Here is a 23,153-nt window from a genome sequence, read left to right as displayed (position 1 = left end):
TCCGGGGGCTCATCCCCGCTCACGCGGGGAGCACGGCTGGCATAAGCGCAACATCAAACCGAATCTCGGCTCATCCCCGCTCACGCGGGGAGCACAGCCCGTCGAGCCCCTTTGCGGCTAGCTGGGCGGGCTCATCCCCGCTCACGCGGGGAGCACAAGCGGCCCGGAGCCGTTTGTATGCCTGCTGGTGGCTCATCCCCGCTCACGCGGGGAGCACCTCCTACCCGACGCGGACTTCCGCGCCCTAAGGGGCTCATCCCCGCTCACGCGGGGAGCACTCGAGCCTTACGAATCTTCTCGATCAGCTCGGTGGCTCATCCCCGCTCACGCGGGGAGCACTCCGCCTGTGCGACGGCACCTACCAGGACCCACGGCTCATCCCCGCTCACGCGGGGAGCACATGGGCCACAAGGATGGATACTCCGGCCCGCCGGGCTCATCCCCGCTCACGCGGGGAGCACTTCTTTGATTAGTTGGTCGTAGATGGGGGTGGGGGCTCATCCCCGCTCACGCGGGGAGCACGGGGGCCACCTTGGGCCACGGGGGGAGCATTTGGGCTCATCCCCGCTCACGCGGGGAGCACTGGTGCAGATTGAACGTGACAGATTGCGTGGACGGCTCATCCCCGCTCACGCGGGGAGCACTGTACCTGCGGTGTGATTCCCACACCCCACCGAGGCTCATCCCCGCTCACGCGGGGAGCACGCGTGCCATTGGCCCTCCTTTTTCGTGCATGAGGGCTCATCCCCGCTCACGCGGGGAGCACTCTCGGATGATGTCGCCGGATTCCCACGCGCCGGGCTCATCCCCGCTCACGCGGGGAGCACGGCTTTTCTCCGTCAGGTGAGTACCAACCAAGGGGCTCATCCCCGCTCACGCGGGGAGCACACAAGCGGCGAACTGGTCAATGGCGACATAGTAGGCTCATCCCCGCTCACGCGGGGAGCACCGCGACAAACTGGAGGTGTGGAAAAGTCGGTACGGCTCATCCCCGCTCACGCGGGGAGCACGTTGACATGTTTTCCTCCAATGTGTTGTGTGTGGGCTCATCCCCGCTCACGCGGGGAGCACTGGAGGCGGACGCGGTCGATGGCTGGGCCTGGTGGGCTCATCCCCGCTCACGCGGGGAGCACAGTGTCACTGTTGCCACAGTAAGGCTCCTTCACGGCTCATCCCCGCTCACGCGGGGAGCACCGGATTTGGTGAACAAGATAACCAAGGTCAGCAGGCTCATCCCCGCTCACGCGGGGAGCACCGAGATGACCCCGCTGTTCGACCGGTTCATCGGGGCTCATCCCCGCTCACGCGGGGAGCACACTTCCCAGCCTGCAAAAAGAGATCCTATCTACCCTTGATAGGGACAACTCTCGCACCCAAGTAGATGGTACCCCGCTTACGCGGGGAGGTGAGCCAATCGCACAAAGACTACGGCTCATCCCCATTTAATGGGGATGAGCTAACGGTATGCGAAAACCAGATGCTTCCACCAAACAACTCGAATGGATATATATCAACTAGTCATAGTGAGATTTCAAGAGAATTTCCTTAAAGTGGCCTAGACTTTAAACAAGCGATGTAAACAAAACCGCGCCTGCAAGGAGTGGACCATGGAGAAGCAACACAAGAGCCCGCTTCGCGAAAAGCCCGTTCGAATGCAAGCGCCAATCCTCAGTTTCAGCGAACAAGCTAAAGCACTTTGGGCTAAGTCAGGAGATGAGAGTGGCAACCTCAGTCTTCCGCAGCACCTCATAGATACAGCCGGTGTCGCGGGAGCGGTTTACGACATTTGGATTGCAGACCACATAAAGCAGCAACTTGCGAACGGTTTAGGCCTCACAGAAGAACAAACCCGAGATCTATATGCCTGGTTAGCGGGCACGCACGACATTGGCAAAGCCAGCTTGAAGTTCCAGACCCAACTAGAGAAAAGGGGTGGATTCGAGCACCTCATTTCAAAACTGACGGATGCAGGCCTACCCCTGCGAATGAGCGGCTTAGAAATAGGCCGAAACAAGATGCCCCATAGCATCTGCTCCGGAGTTCTTGTCACAAACTGGCTCATGGATCAAGGATTTGACTACCCCACCGCAGAACAACTTGCCTCAGTTTCTGATGCCCATCACGGTGTTTCATCATCAGATGGCGAGAAAGAACACATCGAAACCATCCTGAGCATCTACTCGCAGGAATGGCAAGATGTCCAGTACGAACTACTGGACGTCCTCGCCAATTACACAGGGATCCGGCCTGTTCTCGAAGTATTGAAAACAGGCTCAGCACCAGACACATCAGCGATCCAGCTCCTCACAGGCCTTGTCGTCATGGCTGACTGGATTGCATCAAACCCCGATGCATTTCCCATGGTGGTTACCGGGAATCAAGATGAACGGGTTCGCTCTGGAATGCAGTCCACCGACCTAACACCCCCATGGAACGGAACGAGCGTAGAAGACGACCTCGATAAGCATTATCGAAACTCCTTTAGCTGGCCAGAACACTTCCACGCGAGAAGCGTTCAGGCCGCCTTAGCCGAGGCAGCTAAAACAGTTACTGGCCCCTCCTTAATAATCCTCGAAGCGGAAACCGGGGTAGGCAAGACGGAAGCGGCCCTTGCCAGCGCACACATCATTGCCAACGCCTCTCGCTCGCAGGGAATTTACTTAGCGGCACCAACGATGGCCACCGCAAACGGGTTGCTCGAACGGACCATCACTTGGGCCAAGAACGCCACAGATTCAGAAACTGTGTCATCGCTTTATCTCGCCCACTCGAAAAATCAACTGTCCCAGCCGTATCAGCAACTGAGATTCAAGGGAATCGGCGAGGACAGCCCTGCCGGCGAAAATGTCATCGCGAGTTCTTGGATGAGTGGACGCCGCCGCGGATTGCTCTCAAATGTGGTTGTGGGAACCGTAGACCAAGTGCTCATGATGGCATTACGTCAACGTTATTCCATGCTGCGGCACGTGGCGCTCGCCGGGAAAATCATCATTTTCGACGAGGTTCACGCGTATGACACGTACACCTCTGATTACCTCGAGACAACGCTCGAGTGGCTCGCCGAGTATGGCGCGACCGTGATAATGATGTCTGCCACTCTCCCACCGGATCGACGAAATTCACTGGTAAAAGCATTCACAGGCCGTGAAATCGAAGACCCCTGCAATGCGTATCCGCTCATCACCGTGGCATCTCAAACTGAACTGAAGAATATCGCTCCAGCGCCTAGCCCCACCAACCTCGAAGCCTCGATCGAAGTGATTGATGACTCGCTCGATGAGCTCCAGCAACGCATTGACACCTTGCTTGAAGACGGAGGCGTAGCGCTCATCATCTGCAACACGATCGCCCGCGCTCAAGAAACATACCGTGCCTTCAAGCTCTCGCACCCCGATGAGGTTGAACTACACCATGCGGGATTCATGGCCTGGGAACGTTCCGAAAAAGAAGACCTCTTGCGCAAAGAGCTCGGCCCAGACGCTCACCGCGGCGAAGGTAGGCCATACCGCAAGATCGTGGTCGCTACTCAAGTCGCCGAGCAAAGTCTAGATATTGATGCTGATGTCCTAGTCACTGACATCGCGCCCATGGATCTCATAATTCAACGTATTGGGCGCCTGCACCGCCACGAGCGCCCAGACGCCGATCGTCCATCACGCGTACGCGAACCGAAGGTAATTGTTCGCGGTATCGAGACACTTGTGCCCCATCCTGTCCTCGATTCAGGCGCTGAAGCCATCTATGGGTTGAAAGTTCTCCTCTCAACCATTCATCATCTGCCCTCAACTTTTAAAAGGCCGGATGATGTAGCAGCACTCGTTCGCAATGTTTACGCCCCCGAGCAAGACTTACCGGACGAATGGGCTGAGGAATGGGAAAAGGCCTTAATCGCTGACAGTGCACGGGTCAAAACAGCACACGCGCGGTCAAGCAGCTTCCGTATTAAATCTCCCGAAGACTGCACCCGGCTCAGTGACCTTTTCGGCGATCTCCAACAGGCCACTGTCACCCTTGGAGATGACGAGATGGGGGCTGCACAAGTCCGCGATGCAGAACCAACGGTCGAGGTCATCCCGATCGCTGGTGACGAGCAAGAGTATGTCCCATTAGGCACCGACTGGGCAATCACTGGTGATCCAGAACTGAACTACCGCCAAGCGTTCCATCTGGCTTCAAGTACCGTGCGCCTGCCAACACGCATGACTCGATATGACGCAGATTTTGAAGATGTGGTTGGGACCCTTGAACAACTCACACCCACGGCATGGAACAAGCATTACTTACTCAAAGGACAGCTCGCACTGCCCTTAGATGAAGCAGGCGAAGCTGTCCTTGGGCGGTTCAAAATCCGATACACCTCGGAACTCGGAATCGAAATCCTGAGCGATAGACCCGGTGATGATGTCTAACACAATTCTTAATATCGAAGAAAAGTCAACCCGTTTCCCAAAAGTAGAAAGGAGAGAATCGAAGTGAGACACCCTGACAAGCACCCGTCGTTCAACTTGCTTGAACAGCCGTGGATAATCTGCGAAACCTCCAGCGGCACCGAGAAATTGAGCATCAGGCAGATTTTCGATGGCAGTACAACGCCAATTCAGATACGCGGTGATTCCCCCACACAGGACTATGCAGTTCGCCGTATCTTGTTGGCTATCTTCTGGCGGGCTCACCAAGGCGCCGCCGCAGGTTCTCGTAGCTGGGAGACCTGGTTCATTTCAAAGCGACAGGAACTAGCGGAAGACGGAAACGACAATGCGGTCTTGGAATATTTAGACAAATATCAACACCGCTTTGACTTATTCGATCCCGCAGAACCTTTTATGCAGGTCGCTACTCTCGATACAACCAAGGCGACACGACAGCCAGTTTCTCGGATTTTGCCTGACTCTGAGCAGGACTATTTCACAATGCGCACGCACGAGGGGCGTCAGAGCCTCGCATTCGATGAGGCAGCACGATGGCTTATCCATACGCAGGCGTATGACTACTCCGGGATCAAATCTGGCGCTATCGGTGACCCGCGGGTGAAAGGCGGTAAGGGCTACCCAATCGGTACCGGATGGGCCGGAATGACTGGAGGCACAACCATCCATGGACGCTCACTTCTCGAAACCCTTCTACTGAATACCCCTGAGAAAGTTCTCTCCCCTAGTTCCGCAGATGACTTGCCTGTTTGGGAACGCGATGCGGATTCGTCCGCTCAACGAAACGATCGCGCCGGAAAGCTTGCGGAACCCGAAGCGCCGCAGCCAGAAGGTGCGGCAGACCTGGCTACGTGGCAGTCAAGAAGAATTCGCCTATTTACTGAAGAAGACCGAGTAGTGGCAGTCCTGGTTAGCAATGGTGATCAAATCCCAGAGGCAGGAAAAAACGTTTTCGGGGATCCAATGACTCCTTACCGCTTCAGTAAGAATCAGACTAAGAAAGGAAAGCTGGCCTACTACCCCAAAACATATGATGCACAGCGCACCATGTGGCGCTCGCTCGACGCACTACTTGTATCCGAGTCCGATGCCGGTTTTACCGGTGCAGATCATGCGCCTAAACGGCCAGACAACTTAGAAAATTTCTCGAGGATCGCGAAGCAACAGCGCTCTAACGAGATTGCTGATGTAAGCATCGTCTCGATGGAATACGGAGCACAAAGCTCGTCGGTCGGCACAGTAGTCACTGGAAATATTGGCCTGCCTCTCTCACTGCTACAAGATGACGGAGTTTCACGAGTCCAACGCCAATACGTTCGCGATGCTGCGGATGTAACCCGCAACGCGGCTACTTCACTCGGTTGGTTCGCTGGCCAACTGGCTGTTGCGGCTGGCGGCGACTACGAATTCGACGTCGATGCAGCGGACCGTCTGTACACGGTCTTGGAACCACTATTTATCTCCTGGCTCCGTGATCTAAACCTCGAGAACATCGAGGAAGAGGCGATCTCCTGGCAGGCCCAGATCCGTAAACAACTGTTCCAGATTGCTGATGAAGCGGTGCGAGGAGCGGGACAGAAAGCTCTGGTCGGCCGCGTTGTGGATGCTGGAGAAGATGGAGACGGCCGCGTAATCAGTGCCGGATCACTGTATCGCCATCTGCAATATCGGATCAGCCAGGATCTCCCTCTCTTGCGAGAACATGAACGAGAAGAAAGAGCACAGCGACAGAAAGGCGACGCCGAATGAGTGCACCAAACCTTCGGTTCAGTGTGGCAAACACTGTAAACCGATTGCAGACAAATTACCTTGAACGGCCCGAATCAATTGGTGGTACTGAAGCACGCAGAGTTTTCGCGGAATTACGCAAGAGTGCGGCTCGCGAGTTTGGTACCAACCCACTCGCCCTCCAGCAAGTCCTGAGCTTCCTCACCCCTGCGCTTAGTGAGGGCGAGCTCGGCCATGGCGATGCCCCCTCACCTTCTGAGTCTGCGGCTTACTACGCACTCACGCTCTTCGCATCGCACATGCAAAGCGCTACAACGCCAGCACACTCTGAAGATCGCTCATTTGCAATGGCCTGTGGTCGATTGCAAACCATCAGCGAATCAGGGTCACTTAAAGCACGGTTTGATGCTATGCAAACTGCTCGCGAAGAGTCCTCGCGTCTAATTCACCTGCGAACACTGGTCTCGTTGCTAAAGAACGAGAAACTCGCATTTGACTACGGTGCCTTTGCCGTAGACCTGCGCAGCCTGCAGAACCCAGCACATCGCGATGGAGTTCTTCTGCGCTGGGGCCGCGATTATGCGGTCGGAATGCTACGACCATCCCAGCAAGACTCCCCGTTGTCTGACTCCGAATCCTCAGATCTTTCCACCACCACTAACTAGAAAGGCAGTACCCATGTCCCTGGTAATCGATATCCACGCCCTGCAGACTATTCCTCCATCCCTGATCAACCGCGATGACACTGGTGCACCGAAAACCGCTGTCTTCGGTGGTGTCCCCCGCCAACGCGTCTCTTCCCAGTCATGGAAGCGTGCTATCCGTCGGTACTTTGAAACTCAATTTGATAGCGAGCAGATCGGTGATCGTTCCAAACGTTTGCCGGAAAAAATTGCTCTCCGCCTTGTGGAACAAGGCGTCGATGAAGACGACGCTATCGCACGGACTGAGAAGCTGTTCAAAGCTGCGGGGATCAAAACCGAAGTAGACAAGAAGCCAAAGAAGGGCGACGAAGAAGCGAAACACAACCCGTACCCTCGTACCAGCTACTTGATCTTCCTCAGCCAGCAGCAGATCGATCGCGCAGTTGAGGAGCTACTCGCACGCGGCGATGAAAAGCTGACCAAGAACGAAGCCAAGGAAATCCTGGACACGAATCACTCCGTGGACATGGCCATGTTCGGCCGCATGGTCGCAGATGATGCAGCTTTCAACGTCGATGCCGCGGTGCAGGTTGCTCACGCTATTGGTATCCACAACTCCACGCCAGACTTTGACTACTTCACCGCAGTAGATGACCTTGCTGAAGAAGGCGAAGAAACCGGTGCAGGAATGATCGGAACTGTCCAGATGATGTCTTCTACCCTTTACCGGTACGCAACCGTCAACGTGAATGGGCTGGGAGCCAACCTGGGTTCTGCTGAGGTCGCACGCCAGGCAGCGCAACACTTCATCGAAGCGTTCATTGCGTCGATGCCTACCGGAAAGATCAATACGTTTGCTAACCAGACCTTGCCTGAGTTGGTTTACGTAACCATTCGCGATACGCGCCCGGTTTCATTGGTCAATGCCTTCGAGACGCCAGTACTCGAGGAAACAGCCAGCAACTATCAGTCGAATGAGAAACCAAAGACCCGTCGTACCGTGGCCGCTGAGCGACTCGCTCAGGAAGCACGAGATATCGAGGAAGTCTACGGTTTCGTCCCTCAGGCTGCCTTCGTGCTTGGTATTGGCGATCTCACTGTGCCGTTTGAATCCATTGCTGAGAAAACCACGCTCACAGGACTGACGGATCGTGTGGCTGATGAGCTGAAGCGCCTGGCTGGTGAAAGCTAGTGGCTCACTCACTTTTGCTCCTTTTAAAGGGGCCAATGCAATCATGGGGAGATGAGTCTCGCTACAAGACCCGTGCTACAGCAACTACTCCAACAAAGTCTGGAGTCGTAGGTCTCATCGCTGCAGCTCAAGGTCGGCGTCGCACAGACGAAATCGAAGACCTTGCAGCTCTGAGGCTGGCGGTTCGCGTCGACCAATCCGGAAGTCTCCTGCGCGATTACCAGACTGCTCAGCCATGGCAGACAAAACCAAATGCTTCCGCGCATCTCGTCACACGGTACTTCCTTTCGGACGCTGCATTCCTTGTTGCTGTGGAGTCGGATGACCGAGCGCTGCTCGAAAACATCGCGGACGCGCTGAAATCTCCTGTGTTTCCCCTTTTCATGGGACGGCGCTCCTGCCCCGTGCATCCGGGATTAGTCGTCGGCCTGACTGATACTTCCGGCGAGCAGGCCCTTCGAGACCACAAAACTTGGTACGCGACCGCTCAACACAAGAATCAGTCGCCGAAGGATGTCTCTCTAGCGGTCTACCGGGACGCACTTCCCGAAGAGACAGGCGGTGTGCCACGCCAGGACGTTCCACTGTCCTTTGATCCCCAACACCGCCGCTATGGATGGCGCGATGTCATTCGGTGTGACGATGTGGAAATTCACAATCCTGACGGGAAGGAACGCACTTCGCCCCGAGACATCTATTTTGAAACGGTGGTGCAGGCATGAGCACGCTGACGAGAATCTCAATCAACCCAGCGCGGCGTAATGGGCGAAAGCTCCTCACAAATCCCCAAGCCATGCACGCCGCTGTTCGGGCCTCATTCCCGCCGGATATTGCTGAAGACAATGGACGTGTTCTTTGGCGAGTCGACCCGCAAGACCACGAATCCGTGCTGTACATCGTTGGTCCTGAAAAGCCCACGGGCGCTCTAATCGTTGAGCAAGCCGGGTGGGATAGCCGTCCAGCGCAAAGCGCGGACTACGACCGTTTTCTGAATTCCCTCATGAAGGGACAACGGTGGCATTTCGAAATCGTGGGTAACCCCACCTACTCGGCTCCCAACGGCAAACGAGGCAAGGTCAAGGCACACGTATCAGTCCGTCATCAACTCGATTGGTTGTACAAGCAAGCCGATCGAGCAGGTTTCGCGCTTGCTCCGCGTATTGATGATGACTGCACTGACGAGGAACGTGCTCGGTGGTCAGCTGGTGATGCACCGATGGTGATGGAGCGGTGGACCGAAGTGTTCGGCAAACGAAAAGAGCCCCGCGGATCCCGGAACCAAGTCCGCATTGCAAAGGCACGTTTCTCCGGCACTCTCGAAGTCACCGACGCGGCGGCACTTCGGGGCGCGCTTATTAATGGCATTGGTCGTGCACGTGCTTACGGTTGTGGCCTCCTGACCCTCGCGCCAGTGCAGTAAATGACCACGCCACAAGAGTTACCCATCACGCGCCACGCCCTGGCGCAAATGGGAGATCGCATTTCATTTCTGTATGTCGAGCGTGCCACGGTGAACCGTGACGGCAACGCACTAACAATCACAGATCAACGCGGCGTTGCGCACGTGCCAGCCACTCAATTAGCCGTGCTTCTCCTGGGCCCTGGAACGCGCATCACCTATGCCGCGATGGCTTTGCTCGGAGATGCTGGCACCTCGACAGTCTGGGTTGGAGAACGTGGCGTTCGCTACTACGCGAGCGGACGTCCACCTGCGAAGTCTTCTCGGATGGCGGAGCTTCAGGCTGAAGTTGTGTCACACCAGCGGAAGAGACTCGACTGTGCAAAACGAATGTACAATCTCCGCTTTCCCGGAGAGGACCTCACCGGGTTATCGATGGCCAAGCTCCGAGGCCGCGAAGGCGCTCGTATGAAGAAGGTGTACGCCGCGGAGGCTGAGCGCACTGGTGTCTATTGGGACCGCAGGAGTTATGACCCCAATGACTTTGACTCCTCCTCCCCTATCAACCAAGCGCTCTGTGAGTGCTCTTCGAAATGTAGCCCACTGGCGCTCTTTGAAAAGTAGCCCAGTGTGGTCGTAGTTATTGTGCCTGATTTGTTTGTGGTGTTGTGAGTTCGCGGCCTTTGATGCGGTGGCTTACTCCTCGGTGTTGGAAGATTTTTGCGTGGTGGACGATGCGGTCGACCATGGCAGTTGCGACGGTGACGTCTCCGAAGCATTGGGCCCATTGGGAAAACGCCAGGTTGGATGTGACGATGATGGATCCGTGTTCGTAGCGGCGTGAGACGAGTTGGAAGAAGAGGTTTGCTGCGTCTGCCTCAACGGGGATGTATCCGAGTTCGTCGATGATGAGCAGGTGGTATCCGCTTAGGCGTTTGAGTACGGATTCGAGTCGTCCGGTGTTGTGTGCCTCGGTGAGTGTGTTGATCCACCCTGCGGCGGTGTCGAACAGTACTCGGTAGCCTTGCTGAGCAGCGGTTATGCCTAGGGCTGTAGCGAGGTGTGTTTTTCCGGTGCCTGGTGGGCCTAGAAGGACGACGTTTTCAGCGGTTGCGACCCAAGCACCGGTTTCTAGTCGGGCGATGTCAGCGCGGTCGATGCCGGGTTGGGCGCCGAAGTCGAAATCGGCGATGGTTTTGACTGCTGGAAAACCGGCTCGCTTAATGCGTTGGCGCGCTCCGGATTCAGCGCGTGCGGTGGCTTCTACTGAAAGTACCGCGGCGAGGTATTCCTCGTAGGTATACGATTCTGCGCGTGCTTGTTCAGCAATGGTGGCGTAAATGGTGTTGATACGTGGGGCTTTCAGCGTCTGTGACAGGTGCGCAATCGTTGCTTGGGTGTCGTGGGCGTGCGTGTGGGGCATAGTCGAATCCAATCTTCTTTGGGGGGGCTAGGCGATTGAGTCGTAGATGGCTAAATCGGCTACCTCTACGTCGTTGTCTGGTGTGTGGGTGTGTCGTTGGGGTCCGGTGATTAGCTGTCGCATGCGTCGTGCGGCGTGTCGGTGGGCAGGGTCGGTGATGACGTGGTGTTTGCCCCAGTAACGCCGGTGGCAGGCAGCGATTTCGCCGGATGGTCCTGTGACAGTGATTTCTTCTAGACAGGTGCGCACGGTCACAAGCCTGTCGATGAAGGCGGGGTCGACGCTGTATTGGTTGGTGTCGACGGTGATGTAGTAGTTGCGTGGCAGGCGTACTGCAGGACGGATCCCGATCGTTGGGGTATACGGCGGAAGTGGACGCATGGACTGTTGGTCGGTGCGAAACAGATCGATCGGGCGGGTTTTCAACGTGGCATGGGTGCGGGTATTGGCCACGGTGCTAAACCATTCATCGAGTTGGTCTTGCACATCCTGCGGGTTGCTGAAGTGCCGGCCTGGGAAAAAGGAGCGCTTCATATAGCCGTTGGTGCGTTCAACGATGCCTTTCGATTCCGGATCTCTCGGCGGGGCCTGGACGATCTTGGTGCCGATTGCACCGGCGAACGCAGCGACTGGCTCACACAGGCGGGCTTTGCCGATGCCAGCTTCCCGGTCCCATACCAGCCGGTCGGGCACGGCTTTGAAGTCACGCTCGATGAGCTGCCACATCCCAGCTATCAGATCATCAGTTGTACGAGTCGGAAGCAGACAGGCGGCGGCGAATCGGGAATGCGATGCCGCCATCACCAGCACCGGGAATGGTCGGTGCACACCGCTTGCATCGGGCAACCCGCCGGCGGCAAAAGTCAGGTCGCACTGGATTTCACGCCCGGGAAGATGGGTGAGCGTGTCCACGGGGTCTGCGGGAAGATACTCGGGTCGGATCCGGGCAATGTTTTTGCGCAGCCACGATTCTGACCCGGTCCACCCAACGCGCTGTCCGATGACTTTTGCGTTAAGACGTGGAGTTTCAGCCAGCAACGCGCGTACTTGTGGTTCGAAGGCATCGAAACTTGTGGTTTTAGCCCGACGCGGCGGGTATTTCGGAGGCGAATCCGAAGCGAGTGCCCGCTCGACAGTCTTTTTCGCGCAGCCAACCTCGTTGGCAATCTTGCGTATCGATAAACCCTGCCCACGCAGGTATCGGATCTGTGCCCATTGCTCCAAAGAAATCACCCATCCAATCTTTTTCGGATGGGCTACTTTTCGGGGAGCGTTTTGGGCTACTTTTCAAAGAGCGCTGACACGCTCACTGCGGCTAGCGCAGCTCTTTATGGCATTGCGCATGCCGTAGTAGCGGGAATGGGGTTCATTCCCGCGCTCGGTGTGATCCATACAGGAACCGATCGCTCTTTCGTGTACGACATTGCGGATTTGTATAAGGCCGAGATTGCTATTCCCGCGGCTTTCGAAGCTGTAGCCAGCGCACAGGGCATGCCATCTGTCACTGTGCGGAGGATGGTGCGGGACGCAATCGTCGAAAAGCGATTGATGCAGCGGATGGTCCGCGACCTCAAGTTCGTTATGGACGTACCGGATGACGAACTCTTCAAAGACGCAGAACTCTTACTTTGGAGCGAACTCGAAGTCATTTCTTCGGGTGTCAATTGGGCTGAGCACGAGGCGCTCACATGATGGTTCTTGTGGTTACGGCATGCCCGGCTGGCCTGCGGGGTGACCTGACCAAATGGCTCACAGAACTCACACCTGGCACATTCGTGGGTTCGCCTTCGGCTCGCGTTCGCGATCTCCTATGGGATAGAACGACAGATCTAGTCCGTGACGGGCGGGCACTGCTGGTTTACTCATCCAACAACGAGCAGGGCATGGAATTTCGCACGCACCGGCACGACTGGACTCCAACAGACTTTGACGGCCTCACGCTCATGGTCAGGCCAGCCGCTCCTAGTAAAAAAGCGAGAAGGACCGGCTGGAGTAGAGCGAGACGACAGAGGCAGCGTAGATAAGGTCCCAAAGTCGTCGACGAGTACTCACAGCGCCCGATTCCTCAATCTCTGATGTTCGTGAACCCTCGGGAGACGATGATGGATGGCGAAAAGCCCGGCTCCCCGCCCCCACTCACCCCGCAGGAAAGTGCGGGGGGCGGGGGCGGGAGCCGGGCTCGTCGTTAAGCGCGGGCGTTTAGGCGCTTAGAACTGATCGAAGCCGTACTCGTCGAGCGGCACGGATGCGCCAGTGAACTCGCCGTAGCCTTCGTCGCCGTAGATCGAATCGCCGAAGGACGGAATCGAGTAGGCGGCGGAACGTGCGGCCTCCGTCGGCTTGACGGAGATGTTGCGGTAGCGCGAGATACCCGTACCGGCCGGGATGAGCTTACCGATGATCACGTTCTCCTTGAGGCCGATCAGCTTATCGGAGCGCTTGTTGATCGCGGCGTCGGTGAGCACGCGCGTCGTCTCCTGGAAGGAGGCGGCGGACAGCCACGACTCGGTCGCGAGCGACGCCTTGGTAATACCCATGATCTCACTGCGCAGCTCAGCCGGCTCGCCGCCCTCGGCAACGGCCTGGCTGTTGATCTGGCGTGCCTCGGACAGGTCGACCAGGGTGCCCGGCAGGAACTCGGTCGCGCCCGCATCGATGACGGTGCCGCGGCGCAGCATCTGGCGGATGATGATCTCGATGTGCTTGTCGTGAATCGACACACCCTGGGTGCGGTAGACAGCCTGAACCTCGTCGATGAGGTGCTTCTCCACACCGCGGCGGCCGAGGACCTCGAGCACGTCGTGCGGATCAGCCGCACCGCGCAGCAGGCGGTCGCCGACGTTGACCTTGTCGCCGTCCTTAAGCGAGCGCTCGATCATGGCGTCCGGGTTGGACTCCATCGGGCGGCGCACCTGAGCCAGGCCCTGACGCTTGGACAGCTTCTCGTAGACCACGTCGTCGGAGCCGTCCTCCGGGTGGATGGTCAGGGTCCAGAAGTTGCCCTCGTCCTCCAGCGAGATCTCGCCGGCGACAGACGCGATCGGGGCGCGGTTCTTCGGCACGCGGGCCTCGAACAGCTCCTGGACACGCGGCAGACCACCGGTAATGTCGCCGCCGACACCACCCTGGTGGAAGGTACGCATGGTCAGCTGGGTACCCGGCTCACCAATCGACTGGGCCGCGACAATGCCGACAGCCTCGCCGATGTCCACCAGCTTGCCGGTGGCCATGGACTTGCCGTAGCACTTCGCGCACACACCGGTCGGGGTCTGGCAGGTCAGCACGGAGCGGACCTTGATCTCCTTGACACCGGCCTCGACCAGGGTGTCGATGCGCTCCTCGGACAGGTCGTTGCCTGCCTCGAGGATGACCTTGCCGTCGGCGTCGGTCGCATCCGCGGCCAGCACGCGGCCGGACACGGAGGTCTCCACCAGGTCGTGGCGGACGTGGTTGCCCGTTCCTGTCGCTTCTGCGACAGGAACCTTGACACCCTGGTGGGTGCCGCAGTCGTCCTCGCGGACGATGACGTCCTGCGCGACGTCCACGAGACGGCGGGTGAGGTAACCGGAGTCAGCGGTACGCAGAGCGGTATCCGCCAGGCCCTTACGGGAACCGTGGGAGTTGTTGAAGTACTCCATCACGGACAGGCCCTCGCGGAAGGAGGTCTTGATCGGACGGGTGATGTACTCACCGCGGGAGTTCACGACCATGCCCTTCATGCCGGCCAGGGTCCAGATCTGGCGCATGTTACCGGCAGCACCGGACTTCACGATCATCGGAATCGGGTTGTCGTCCGGGTACAGATCCTCGACAGCCTGACCCACCTTGTTGGTGGCGTCCTGCCACAGCTCCACAAGACGGTCGTAGCGGTTCTCTTCGGTAAGAGCACCCTTCTCCCAGAACTTGCGCTCGATCTCTGCGGCTTCCTTCTCGTACTCGTCCAAGATCTCGGTCTTGTTCGGGAGCACGAGCACGTCGGACATGGTGATGGTGATGCCCGAGCGGGTCGCCCAGTAGAAACCGGCGTCCTTGAGCTTGTCCATCGTCTGCGCGACGGTGATCATCGGGTACTTCTCCACCATGGCGGAGATGATGTCGCCGAGCAGGACCTTGCCGGAGCCGCCGCCCTTACGGACCATGGCGCCTTCCTGGTATGGGAAGTTGAACGGCAGCATCTCGTTGAACATGATGCGGCCGAGCGTGGTCTCCGCGGTCCAGGTCTGGCCCTTCTCCCAGCCGTCCGGGAACTGCTCTGCCTCGATCTCGCGCGTCGGACGCAGGTGGCTGATGCGCACCTTGATCGGGGCCTGCAGGCCCAGCACACCGCGGTCGTAGGCCATGATGGCCTCGCGGTGATCGGAGTAGGTGCCGCACTCCGGGCCGTTCTCGTCGGCCGGTGCGTATGCGCCCTGGCCACCGATCTCGCTCTCGCTCTTGACCATGGTCAAGAAGTACAGGCCGGTGACCATATCCAGACGCGGCATAGCCAGCGGCTTACCGGATGCCGGGGACAGGATGTTGTTGGAGGACAGCATGAGGACACGTGCCTCAGCCTGTGCCTCAGCGGACAGCGGCAGGTGAACAGCCATCTGGTCGCCGTCGAAGTCGGCGTTGAAGGCCTCACATGCCAGCGGGTGCAGCTGGATGGCCTTACCCTCGACCAGGACCGGCTCGAAGGCCTGGATACCAAGGCGGTGCAGCGTCGGTGCGCGGTTGAGCAGCACCGGGTGCTCGGCAATCGCCTCTTCGAGCACGTCCCACACCTCGGGGCGCTGACGCTCGACCATGCGCTTGGCGGACTTGATGTTCTGCGCGTAGTCGTTGTCGACCAGGCGCTTCATCACGAACGGCTTGAACAGCTCGAGAGCCATCAGCTTCGGCAGACCGCACTCGTGCATCTTGAGCTGCGGACCGACGATAATCACCGAACGGCCGGAGTAGTCCACACGCTTACCAAGCAGGTTCTGGCGGAAGCGGCCCTGCTTGCCCTTGAGCAGGTCGGACAGGGACTTCAGCGGACGGTTGCCCGGACCGGTGACCGGGCGGCCGCGACGACCGTTGTCGAACAGCGCGTCAACGGACTCCTGCAGCATGCGCTTCTCGTTGTTCACGATGATCTCGGGCGCACCGAGGTCGATCATGCGCTTCAGGCGGTTGTTGCGGTTGATCACGCGGCGGTACAGGTCGTTCAGGTCGGAGGTGGCGAAGCGGCCACCGTCGAGCTGAACCATCGGACGCAGCTCCGGCGGGATCACCGGGATAGCGTCGAGGATCATGCCGGCCGGGTCGTTGCCGGAACGCTGGAACGCAGCGACGACCTTCAGGCGCTTGAGTGCGCGGACCTTCTTCTGGCCCTTGCCCTCAGCGATGATCGTGCGCAGCTCCTCGGACTCAGCGTCCAGGTCGAAGTTGCGGATCAGGGTTTGGATCGCCTCGGCGCCCATGCCGCCGGTGAAGTAATCCTCGTAGCGGTCAACGAGCTCCTCGTAGAGGTTCTCGTCGATGATCATCTGCTTCGGGGCGAGCTTGATGAAGGTGTTCCAGATCTCGTCGAGACGCTCGATCTCGCGCTCGCCCGCCTCGCGCATGTGCTGCATTTCCTTATCGGCAGCATTCTGCACCTTCTTGCGCGCAGCGGCGGTGGCGCCCTCGGACTCGAGCTCGGCGAGGTCCTCCTCGAGCTTCTGGGCACGGTCCGCGATCTCGGACTCGGTGTCCTGCTCGACTTCCTTCTTCTCCAGGATCATCTCCGCCTCGAGGGTGGACATGTCGTTGTGACGTGCCTCCTCGTCGACAGAGGTAATGATGTTGGCAGCGAAGTAAATGATGCGCTCGAGGTCCTTCGGCGCCAGGTCCAGCAGGTAGCCCAGGCGGGACGGAACGCCCTTGAAGTACCAGATGTGCGTGACCGGAGCGGCCAGCTCGATGTGGCCCATGCGCTCGCGGCGCACCTTGGACTTGGTCACCTCGACGCCACAGCGCTCACAGATGATGCCCTTGTAGCGGACGCGCTTGTACTTGCCGCAGGAGCACTCCCAGTCGCGGGTCGGACCGAAAATGCGCTCGCAGAACAGGCCGTCCTTCTCCGGCTTGAGGGTGCGGTAGTTGATCGTCTCCGGCTTCTTCACCTCACCGTGCGACCAGCGGCGGATGTCTTCGGCGGTGGCCAGGCCGATGCGGAGCTCATCGAAGAGGTTTACGTCAAACACGTAAATGCCCTTTCACCTCCCATTTCGCGGGAGGATTGAAGTTGAATTAGTTCTTCGTTTTAAGTCTTAATTGCGTGCCGACGCACGGCAGAAGCGCTCGCGCGCTTATGCCGTGTCGGCTGCGGAACCCTCGTCGCGGGACAGGTTGATGCCCAGTGAGGATCCTGCCTGGTCGTATTCGTCGTCGTCGCCGGACAGCTCCATCGGAGTGCCGTCAGTGGACAGCACCTCGACGTTGAGGCACAGCGACTGCAGCTCCTTGAGCAACACCTTGAAGGACTCCGGGATGCCCGGATCCGGGATGTTGTCGCCCTTGACAATCGCCTCGTACACCTTCACGCGGCCCACAACGTCATCGGACTTGATGGTCAGCAGCTCCTGCAGGGTGTAGGCAGCGCCGTACGCCTGCATTGCCCACACCTCCATCTCGCCGAAGCGCTGGCCACCGAACTGGGCCTTACCACCCAGCGGCTGCTGGGTAATCATGGAGTACGGGCCGGTGGAGCGGGCGTGAATCTTCTCGTCCACCAGGTGGTGCAGCTTGAGCATGTACATGTAGCCGACGGAGATCGGGTACTTGAACGGTTCGCCGGAGCGGCCGTCGAAAAGCAGGGTCTTGCCGTCGCCGTCCACCATGACCTCGCCGTCGCGGTTCGGCTTGGTGTTGGCCAGCAGGCCGGCGATCTCCTCGTTGGTGGCACCGTCGAACACCGGGGTCGCGGTGAGGGACTCCGGCGGAACGTCGTAGAGGTGCTCCGGAAGGGTCTCCAGCAGCTTCGCGTTCTTCGGGTCGTCCGGGTTGACGGTCCAACCTGCGTGCGCCAGCCAACCGAGGTGAACCTCGAGGACCTGGCCGATGTTCATACGACGCGGCACACCGTGGGTGTTCAGGATGATGTCCACCGGGGTGCCGTCAGCCATGAACGGCATGTCCTCCTCGGGGAGGATCTTGCCCACGACACCCTTGTTGCCGTGGCGGCCGGCCATCTTGTCGCCGTCCTGGATCTTGCGCTTCTGGGCGACGTAGACGCGGATCATCTCGTTGACGCCCGGCGACAGATCGTCGTCGTCCTCACGGGAGAAGCGACGGACAGCGATGACCTTGCCGGTCTCACCGTGCGGCACCTTCAGTGAGGTGTCGCGGACCTCGCGTGCCTTCTCACCGAAGATGGCGCGCAGCAGGCGCTCCTCCGGGGTCAGCTCGGTCTCGCCCTTCGGGGTGACCTTACCGACGAGGATGTCGCCATCGCGGACGTCCGCACCGATGCGGATGATGCCGCGCTCGTCGAGGTCCTTGAGCACGTCCTCGGAGACGTTCGGGATCTCGCGGGTGATTTCCTCGGCGCCCAGCTTCGTGTCGCGGGCATCGATCTCGTGCTCCTCAATGTGCACGGAGGTCAGGATGTCCTGCTCCACCACGCGCTGGTTGAGGATGATGGCGTCCTCGTAGTTGTGGCCCTCCCACGGCATGAATGCCACGAGCAGGTTGGTGCCCAGCGCCATCTCGCCGTTCTTGGTGCCCGGGCCGTCAGCGATGACCTGGCCGGCCTCAACGCGGTCGCCTGCAGAGACGATCGGGGTCTGGTTGTAGCAGGTGCCCTGGTTGGTGCGCTCGAACGTGCGCAGCAGGTAGGACTCGCGCTGACCCTCGTCGTCCATGATGGTGATGACGTCACCGGTGACATCCTCGACAACACCAGCGTTCTTGGCGATGACAATGTCGCCTGCGTCGTAGGCGGCGCGCAGCTCGGTGCCGGTGGCCACGTACGCGGCGTCGGAACGCAGCAGCGGCACTGCCTGCTTCTGCATGTTCGCACCCATGAGCGCGCGGTTAGCGTCGTCGTGCTCGAGGAACGGAATCATCGCCGTAGCGACGGAGACCATCTGGCGCGGGGAGATGTCGACGTAGTCGACGTCCTTGGCACCCACGACACCGATGTCGCCGTCCTTGAGGCGCACCTCGATGCGCTCGGCGGTGATGTTCATGTCCTTGTCGTGCTCGGTGGCCGCCTCAGCAATTGCGTAGCGGTCCTCCTCGTCGGCGGTGAGGTATTCGATCTCCTCGGTGATCTTGCCGTCGACGACCTTCTGGTACGGCGTCTCAATGAAGCCGAACGGGTTCACACGTGCATAAGAAGACAGTGCGCCAATCAGGCCAATGTTCGGGCCCTCAGGAGTCTCGATCGGGCACATGCGACCGTAGTGCGACGGGTGGACGTCTCGGACCTCGATGCCGGCGCGCTCACGGGACAGGCCACCCGGGCCGAGTGCGGAGAGACGACGCTTGTGAGTCAGACCAGACAGGGAGTTGTTCTGGTCCATGAACTGCGACAGCTGGGAGGTGCCGAAGAACTCGCGGATCGCCGCGGAGACCGGGCGAACGTTGATCAGGGAGGTCGGAGTGATCGACTCAGCGTCCTGCGTGGTCATGCGCTCGCGCACGACGCGCTCCATGCGGGACAGGCCGACGCGGACCTGGTTCTGCACCAGCTCGCCCACGGTGCGCAGGCGACGGTTGCCGAAGTGGTCGATGTCGTCGGTGTTGATCGGGATGACAACGCCCTCCGGGGAGGTCATCTCACGCTCACCCGCGTGCAGGCGCACGAGGTACTCGAGCGTGGTGGCGATGTCCTCTTCAGTCAGGGTCATCAGGCCTTCGTGGTCGCCGCCGAGGCCGAGCTTGCGGTTGACCTTGTAGCGGCCGACGCGTGCGAGGTCGTAGCGCTTCGCGCGGAAGAAGGCGTTCTCGAGCAGGGACTGCGCGAGATCGCGGGTCGGCTGCTCGCCCGGGCGCTGCTTGCGGTAGATCTCCAGCAGTGCCTCGTCGGTGTTGGCCACGCCATCGTTCTCCAGCGTGGACATCATGATCTCGGAGAAGCCGAAACGGTCCTTGATCTGCTGCTCGGTCCAGCCGAGGGCCTTCAGCAGGACGGTCACCGGCTGACGGCGCTTGCGGTCGATGCGGACACCGACGGTATCGCGCTTATCGACGTCGAACTCCAGCCATGCACCACGTGACGGGATGACCTTCACGGCGTGGAGCGGACGCTCGGTGGACTTGTCGATCGTCTCGTCGAAGTAGACGCCCGGGGAACGCACCAGCTGGGAGACAATGACACGCTCGGTGCCGTTGACGATGAACGTGCCCTTGTCCGTCATCAGCGGGAAGTCGCCGATGAAGACGGTCTGGGACTTGATCTCCTGGGTGTCGTTGTTAATGAACTCCGCGGTGACGTACAACGGTGCGGAGTAGTTGATGTCCTTGTCTTTACACTCGTCGATGGTGTACTTGACATCTTCGAAGCGCGGCTCGGACAGAGACAAGCTCATGTTGCCCGAGTAATCCTGGATCGGAGAGATCTCCTCCAGGATGTCTTCGAGACCGGACGTGATGCGGGCGTCGTCGCCGCGCTCTTCTGCCTGACGCTCACGCCACTCGGGCGTGCCGACGAGCCAAGCGAAGGATTCTAACTGAACATCAAGGAGCCCAGGAAGCGCAATCGGCTCGTCGATCTTCGCGAACGAGTAGCGCTCCGGAGCTCCGGGAATCGTGGCCACTGACTTGGTCTGGCGGGAGACTGCCAAGATGGGTCCTTCCAGCACCTCACGCGGGGCCCGTACACGGCGCATATGCACTGGTCACCCGCTGGATAATTAGCGTTTATTGTTAGCTGCGACAGCTGTGGAAGCCCCCGGGAGTCCAGAATGCACAAAATCACCTTGTCAAATCAATGTTTTCGCATTGACGCAAGGTTTTCCTCATACACACTGGCGACGGCTTCCAGCGCAAGGAGACAGCTTATACCCCCGCTGCTCGCTTGTAAAGCCGATATCTACCGATATCTATCAATCCGGTATCTATCTATACCTACCGTCGCTCGCCGGAAACCATACCACCGGCAGGCCCTCCCACCGTAACGCCGCAGCACGCAGCGCGTCTACGCGCGGTGCGATGCCGCACGTAGGCGCCCGCCCGGACGGAACGCACCGATCAGACCGGCCAGCGCCAACAGGGTGCCGACCCCGATGACGGCATAGGTCACGGTGCGCGACAGCCCCTGGGTGACCTTTGGCAGCTGCCCGGTCAGCGCCTCCATCTGCTGCTCGTCCATCACTGCGTCGTAGGAGTAAATCTCGCGCACGCGCTCGCCAGAGCGGTCCGCGTAGTAGTCGTCGACCTTCTCGTTGATCCCGACGACCAGGCCCGTGATCTGGTCGACAGTGATTTCGCGCTCGGCGGCGTGGTGCTTGAATGCCTTTCTCGCTTCCCCGTCGGGCCCGGGCACCATCAGCGAGTTCTGCTCGCCCGGGTAGAGCTCCGCGACATTGGTGTCGGGGATGGTCTGCGTGAAGGTGTAGACCGTCCGCCCCGCCACCTCGCTTTCGCCGGTGAATTCCGCGTCGACCGCGGCGCGCAGCGTCGGGTCGAAGACGGGGTAGCTCTCTTTTTGCACATCAGACGGGAATTTCAGCCACACTCCGTCGATGTCGACCGTTTCTTCCGGCAGCGCCATCACGGTGCTCACCCGCGCCGGCTCGTCGAAGCGGCCTGTTTTCCGGTCCATTTCCATCGACCACGTCGCGGCCGTGACCAGATTCTCGAAATCCGATTCTTTGTCCCCGCGCAGTAGCGAGTCGCCCACGCGCAACGCCACGGCCTTATCTGTCGCCGGGTTCTGCACCGTCATGTGCAGCTGACGCGTGAGCGGCACAGTCACGTCCTTGGCCGTGCCGTCGTCCTTGGCCTCCCCCACCGTCGCTTCCGGGTCGTGGAGCGTCCACGTGGTGTTCTCCAGGTTCAGCGGGAAACGCGCATCACCGTTGAGGAACCGCGGCGCGATCAGCCCCGCAACGATCAACGCCAGACCAAGCCCGACGAGCAGGGCTGACACGATGCGGGATTTAGGGAGCATGCGAGCGAGTGTACAAGCCAACCCACCCCAGGCACACGGTCACCACGCCGCGCTAGTTCATCAGTACCGCGATCGCGTCGCCGCGCTCAGCTGCCGCCGCGTAGATCGCGGCCAGCTCCCCCACCGCATAGGAATTCTCCACCGCCCCCAGCTCAACACCAGCGAGCACGGACGAAAGCTTATCGACGACACCCGCCTCATTCCCCCTCAACCCGTCCGTCTCCTGCTGCGGATCCAGATCCGTGCCGCCATAGACAATCGCCTCCGCGTCCTCCTCCCCCACGAGATCGACCAGCACGCGGTACGTCGCCGCATGAAGCTTATCGACGTCCCCCACCGGCCACGTCTCTTCCTCCATCGCCTCGAACACCGCATCCGCCCGAACCTCTGCCTCAGCGGACAGAAGCGCCGAATACTCCTCCGCCGGCACCGACACATAGATCGGAATCGGACCGCTCACCGCCGCATCAGCCAGCGTCTCCACCCCCAGCGCCTCCGACTCCGGCGAAGCCGACCCTGCGGTCTTCACTGAAACGCTCTCATCAGAAGCAGACAACATCCGATCCAAAGCCCGGTCAGTGTATTTGTTCAAGCCACGAAAACGCGACGAGACCAGCCATTGCAGTTCTGAGGCTTCACGGAAGAACTTCTTCTTCGCCCCCTCCTGGATGATTCCCCCTTGCATCAGGGTGATCGCTTCTGACTCCAGCCTCAGGAATCGATCGAGCTGACCAACACTGCTCGGTAACAACGTGTTGTACAAAATATCCACGTCGTGATCCAAGCCCCGTTGCAATTCAGGCCCTATCTCTTCGTCTTTCAGCTGCTCGATCTCATCGACCACATAACTGATGTCGGGATTCTTCACCCCGAACCCCGGAAGATAGCGGAACATGTAACGCGCGAGCGGATCATCAAACGAACGCTCCGCCAACGGGCGAATCCCCTCACGAATCGCCTTTAGCTCACTGCGGCTCGCATGCTCTTTGAGTTGGTCGATCCAACTCACATTCGGATCGACCAACTCAGCCAGTTCAGGGTTGACTTCATTCACTACCCGAAGAATCTCGCCTCGAGCAGCCTTCATCTGGTTTTCCGGATCCAACTTCTCGAACACAGCATTAACCCCTTGCGTGCGAACCTGAGGACTCAGACCAGGTCGCGGTTGGGCGTAGCGACACCTAAATCATAGTTTCTGCGCTTCTATGTAGAGCCGGA

The 23,153-nt window shown here is 59.4% G+C and carries 13 protein-coding genes, 2 pseudogenes and 1 CRISPR repeat array (1 of these 16 only partly in view); of the genes and pseudogenes, 9 read left to right on the top strand and 6 right to left on the bottom strand.

What is annotated here, in order from left to right:
• A CRISPR array of direct repeats spans window positions 1-1,316; the repeat unit is 28 nt; unit sequence GGCTCATCCCCGCTCACGCGGGGAGCAC; it reaches 5,062 nt to the left of the window's first position.
• Between the two features lie 291 nt (window positions 1,317-1,607).
• The 7 genes and pseudogenes from cas3 to ACUY2Y_RS02815 all read left to right on the top strand — a co-directional run.
• Window positions 1,608-4,409 carry a CRISPR-associated helicase Cas3' gene (gene cas3 / locus ACUY2Y_RS02845; protein ID WP_448324735.1) on the top strand — a complete coding sequence of 934 codons (2,802 nt, stop codon included), beginning with the start codon at window positions 1,608-1,610 and terminating at the stop codon, window positions 4,407-4,409.
• A gap of 63 nt (window positions 4,410-4,472) precedes the next feature.
• Window positions 4,473-6,176 carry a type I-E CRISPR-associated protein Cse1/CasA gene (casA, locus tag ACUY2Y_RS02840; RefSeq protein WP_448324734.1) on the top strand — a complete coding sequence of 568 codons (1,704 nt, stop codon included), beginning with the start codon at window positions 4,473-4,475 and terminating at the stop codon, window positions 6,174-6,176.
• Window positions 6,173-6,820, top strand: a complete 648-nt coding sequence (gene casB, locus ACUY2Y_RS02835; RefSeq protein WP_448324733.1) for a type I-E CRISPR-associated protein Cse2/CasB — start codon at window positions 6,173-6,175, stop codon at window positions 6,818-6,820. Before casA ends, casB begins: the two co-directional genes overlap by 4 nt.
• Window positions 6,821-6,833: 13 nt before the next feature.
• On the top strand, window positions 6,834-7,991 hold the full coding sequence (cas7e, locus tag ACUY2Y_RS02830) for a type I-E CRISPR-associated protein Cas7/Cse4/CasC (protein ID WP_448324732.1): 1,158 nt from the start codon (window positions 6,834-6,836) through the stop codon (window positions 7,989-7,991).
• Window positions 7,991-8,713, top strand: a complete 723-nt coding sequence (gene cas5e / locus ACUY2Y_RS02825; protein ID WP_448324731.1) for a type I-E CRISPR-associated protein Cas5/CasD — start codon at window positions 7,991-7,993, stop codon at window positions 8,711-8,713. Before cas7e ends, cas5e begins: the two co-directional genes overlap by 1 nt.
• Window positions 8,710-9,411 (top strand): type I-E CRISPR-associated protein Cas6/Cse3/CasE, encoded by a 702-nt coding sequence (gene cas6e, locus ACUY2Y_RS02820; protein WP_448324730.1) that lies wholly within the window; start codon window positions 8,710-8,712, stop codon window positions 9,409-9,411. The genes cas5e and cas6e overlap by 4 nt, the downstream gene beginning before the upstream one ends.
• Window positions 9,412-9,981: pseudogene (locus tag ACUY2Y_RS02815) on the top strand (CRISPR-associated endonuclease Cas1); the annotation flags it as partial.
• A gap of 49 nt (window positions 9,982-10,030) precedes the next feature.
• Here ACUY2Y_RS02815 and istB read toward each other — a convergent pair.
• Together istB and istA are read right to left on the bottom strand one after the other, a co-directional pair.
• Window positions 10,031-10,813: an IS21-like element helper ATPase IstB gene (istB, locus tag ACUY2Y_RS02810; RefSeq protein WP_448324729.1), complete on the bottom strand. Its 783-nt coding sequence runs from the start codon at window positions 10,811-10,813 to the stop codon at window positions 10,031-10,033.
• Between the two features lie 27 nt (window positions 10,814-10,840).
• Complete coding sequence (gene istA / locus ACUY2Y_RS02805) at window positions 10,841-12,046, bottom strand: IS21 family transposase (protein WP_448324728.1); 1,206 nt, start codon at window positions 12,044-12,046, stop codon at window positions 10,841-10,843.
• A 72-nt stretch (window positions 12,047-12,118) separates the two neighbouring features.
• On the opposite strand from istA, the pseudogene ACUY2Y_RS02800 reads away from it, so the two are divergent.
• Both ACUY2Y_RS02800 and cas2e read left to right on the top strand, forming a co-directional pair.
• A pseudogene (locus tag ACUY2Y_RS02800) lies at window positions 12,119-12,505 on the top strand (type I-E CRISPR-associated endonuclease Cas1e); the annotation flags it as partial.
• Window positions 12,502-12,837: a type I-E CRISPR-associated endoribonuclease Cas2e gene (cas2e, locus tag ACUY2Y_RS02795; RefSeq protein ID WP_448324727.1), complete on the top strand. Its 336-nt coding sequence runs from the start codon at window positions 12,502-12,504 to the stop codon at window positions 12,835-12,837. The pseudogene ACUY2Y_RS02800 and the gene cas2e, both read left to right, overlap by 4 nt.
• A gap of 183 nt (window positions 12,838-13,020) precedes the next feature.
• On the opposite strand, the gene ACUY2Y_RS02790 is transcribed toward cas2e, so the two are convergent.
• The 4 genes from ACUY2Y_RS02790 to ACUY2Y_RS02775 all read right to left on the bottom strand — a co-directional run bounded on the left by ACUY2Y_RS02790 (window position 13,021) and on the right by ACUY2Y_RS02775 (window position 23,052).
• A complete protein-coding gene (locus ACUY2Y_RS02790) occupies window positions 13,021-17,022 on the bottom strand; it encodes a DNA-directed RNA polymerase subunit beta' (RefSeq protein WP_448324726.1) in 4,002 nt (1,333 codons plus the stop codon).
• 105 nt (window positions 17,023-17,127) lie between these two features.
• Complete coding sequence (rpoB, locus tag ACUY2Y_RS02785) at window positions 17,128-20,625, bottom strand: DNA-directed RNA polymerase subunit beta (protein WP_259900424.1); 3,498 nt, start codon at window positions 20,623-20,625, stop codon at window positions 17,128-17,130.
• Between the two features lie 335 nt (window positions 20,626-20,960).
• Window positions 20,961-21,935 (bottom strand): DUF3068 domain-containing protein, encoded by a 975-nt coding sequence (locus ACUY2Y_RS02780; protein ID WP_448324725.1) that lies wholly within the window; start codon window positions 21,933-21,935, stop codon window positions 20,961-20,963.
• 52 nt (window positions 21,936-21,987) lie between these two features.
• Window positions 21,988-23,052, bottom strand: a complete 1,065-nt coding sequence (locus tag ACUY2Y_RS02775) for a hypothetical protein (RefSeq protein WP_448324724.1) — start codon at window positions 23,050-23,052, stop codon at window positions 21,988-21,990.
• Window positions 23,053-23,153 lie beyond the last annotated feature (101 nt).

It is taken from the genome of Corynebacterium sp. 20-84 (genome assembly GCF_053479455.1).
Note: the sequence above shows the minus strand (reverse complement) of the source record. Positions and strands in the feature narration are given on the sequence as shown.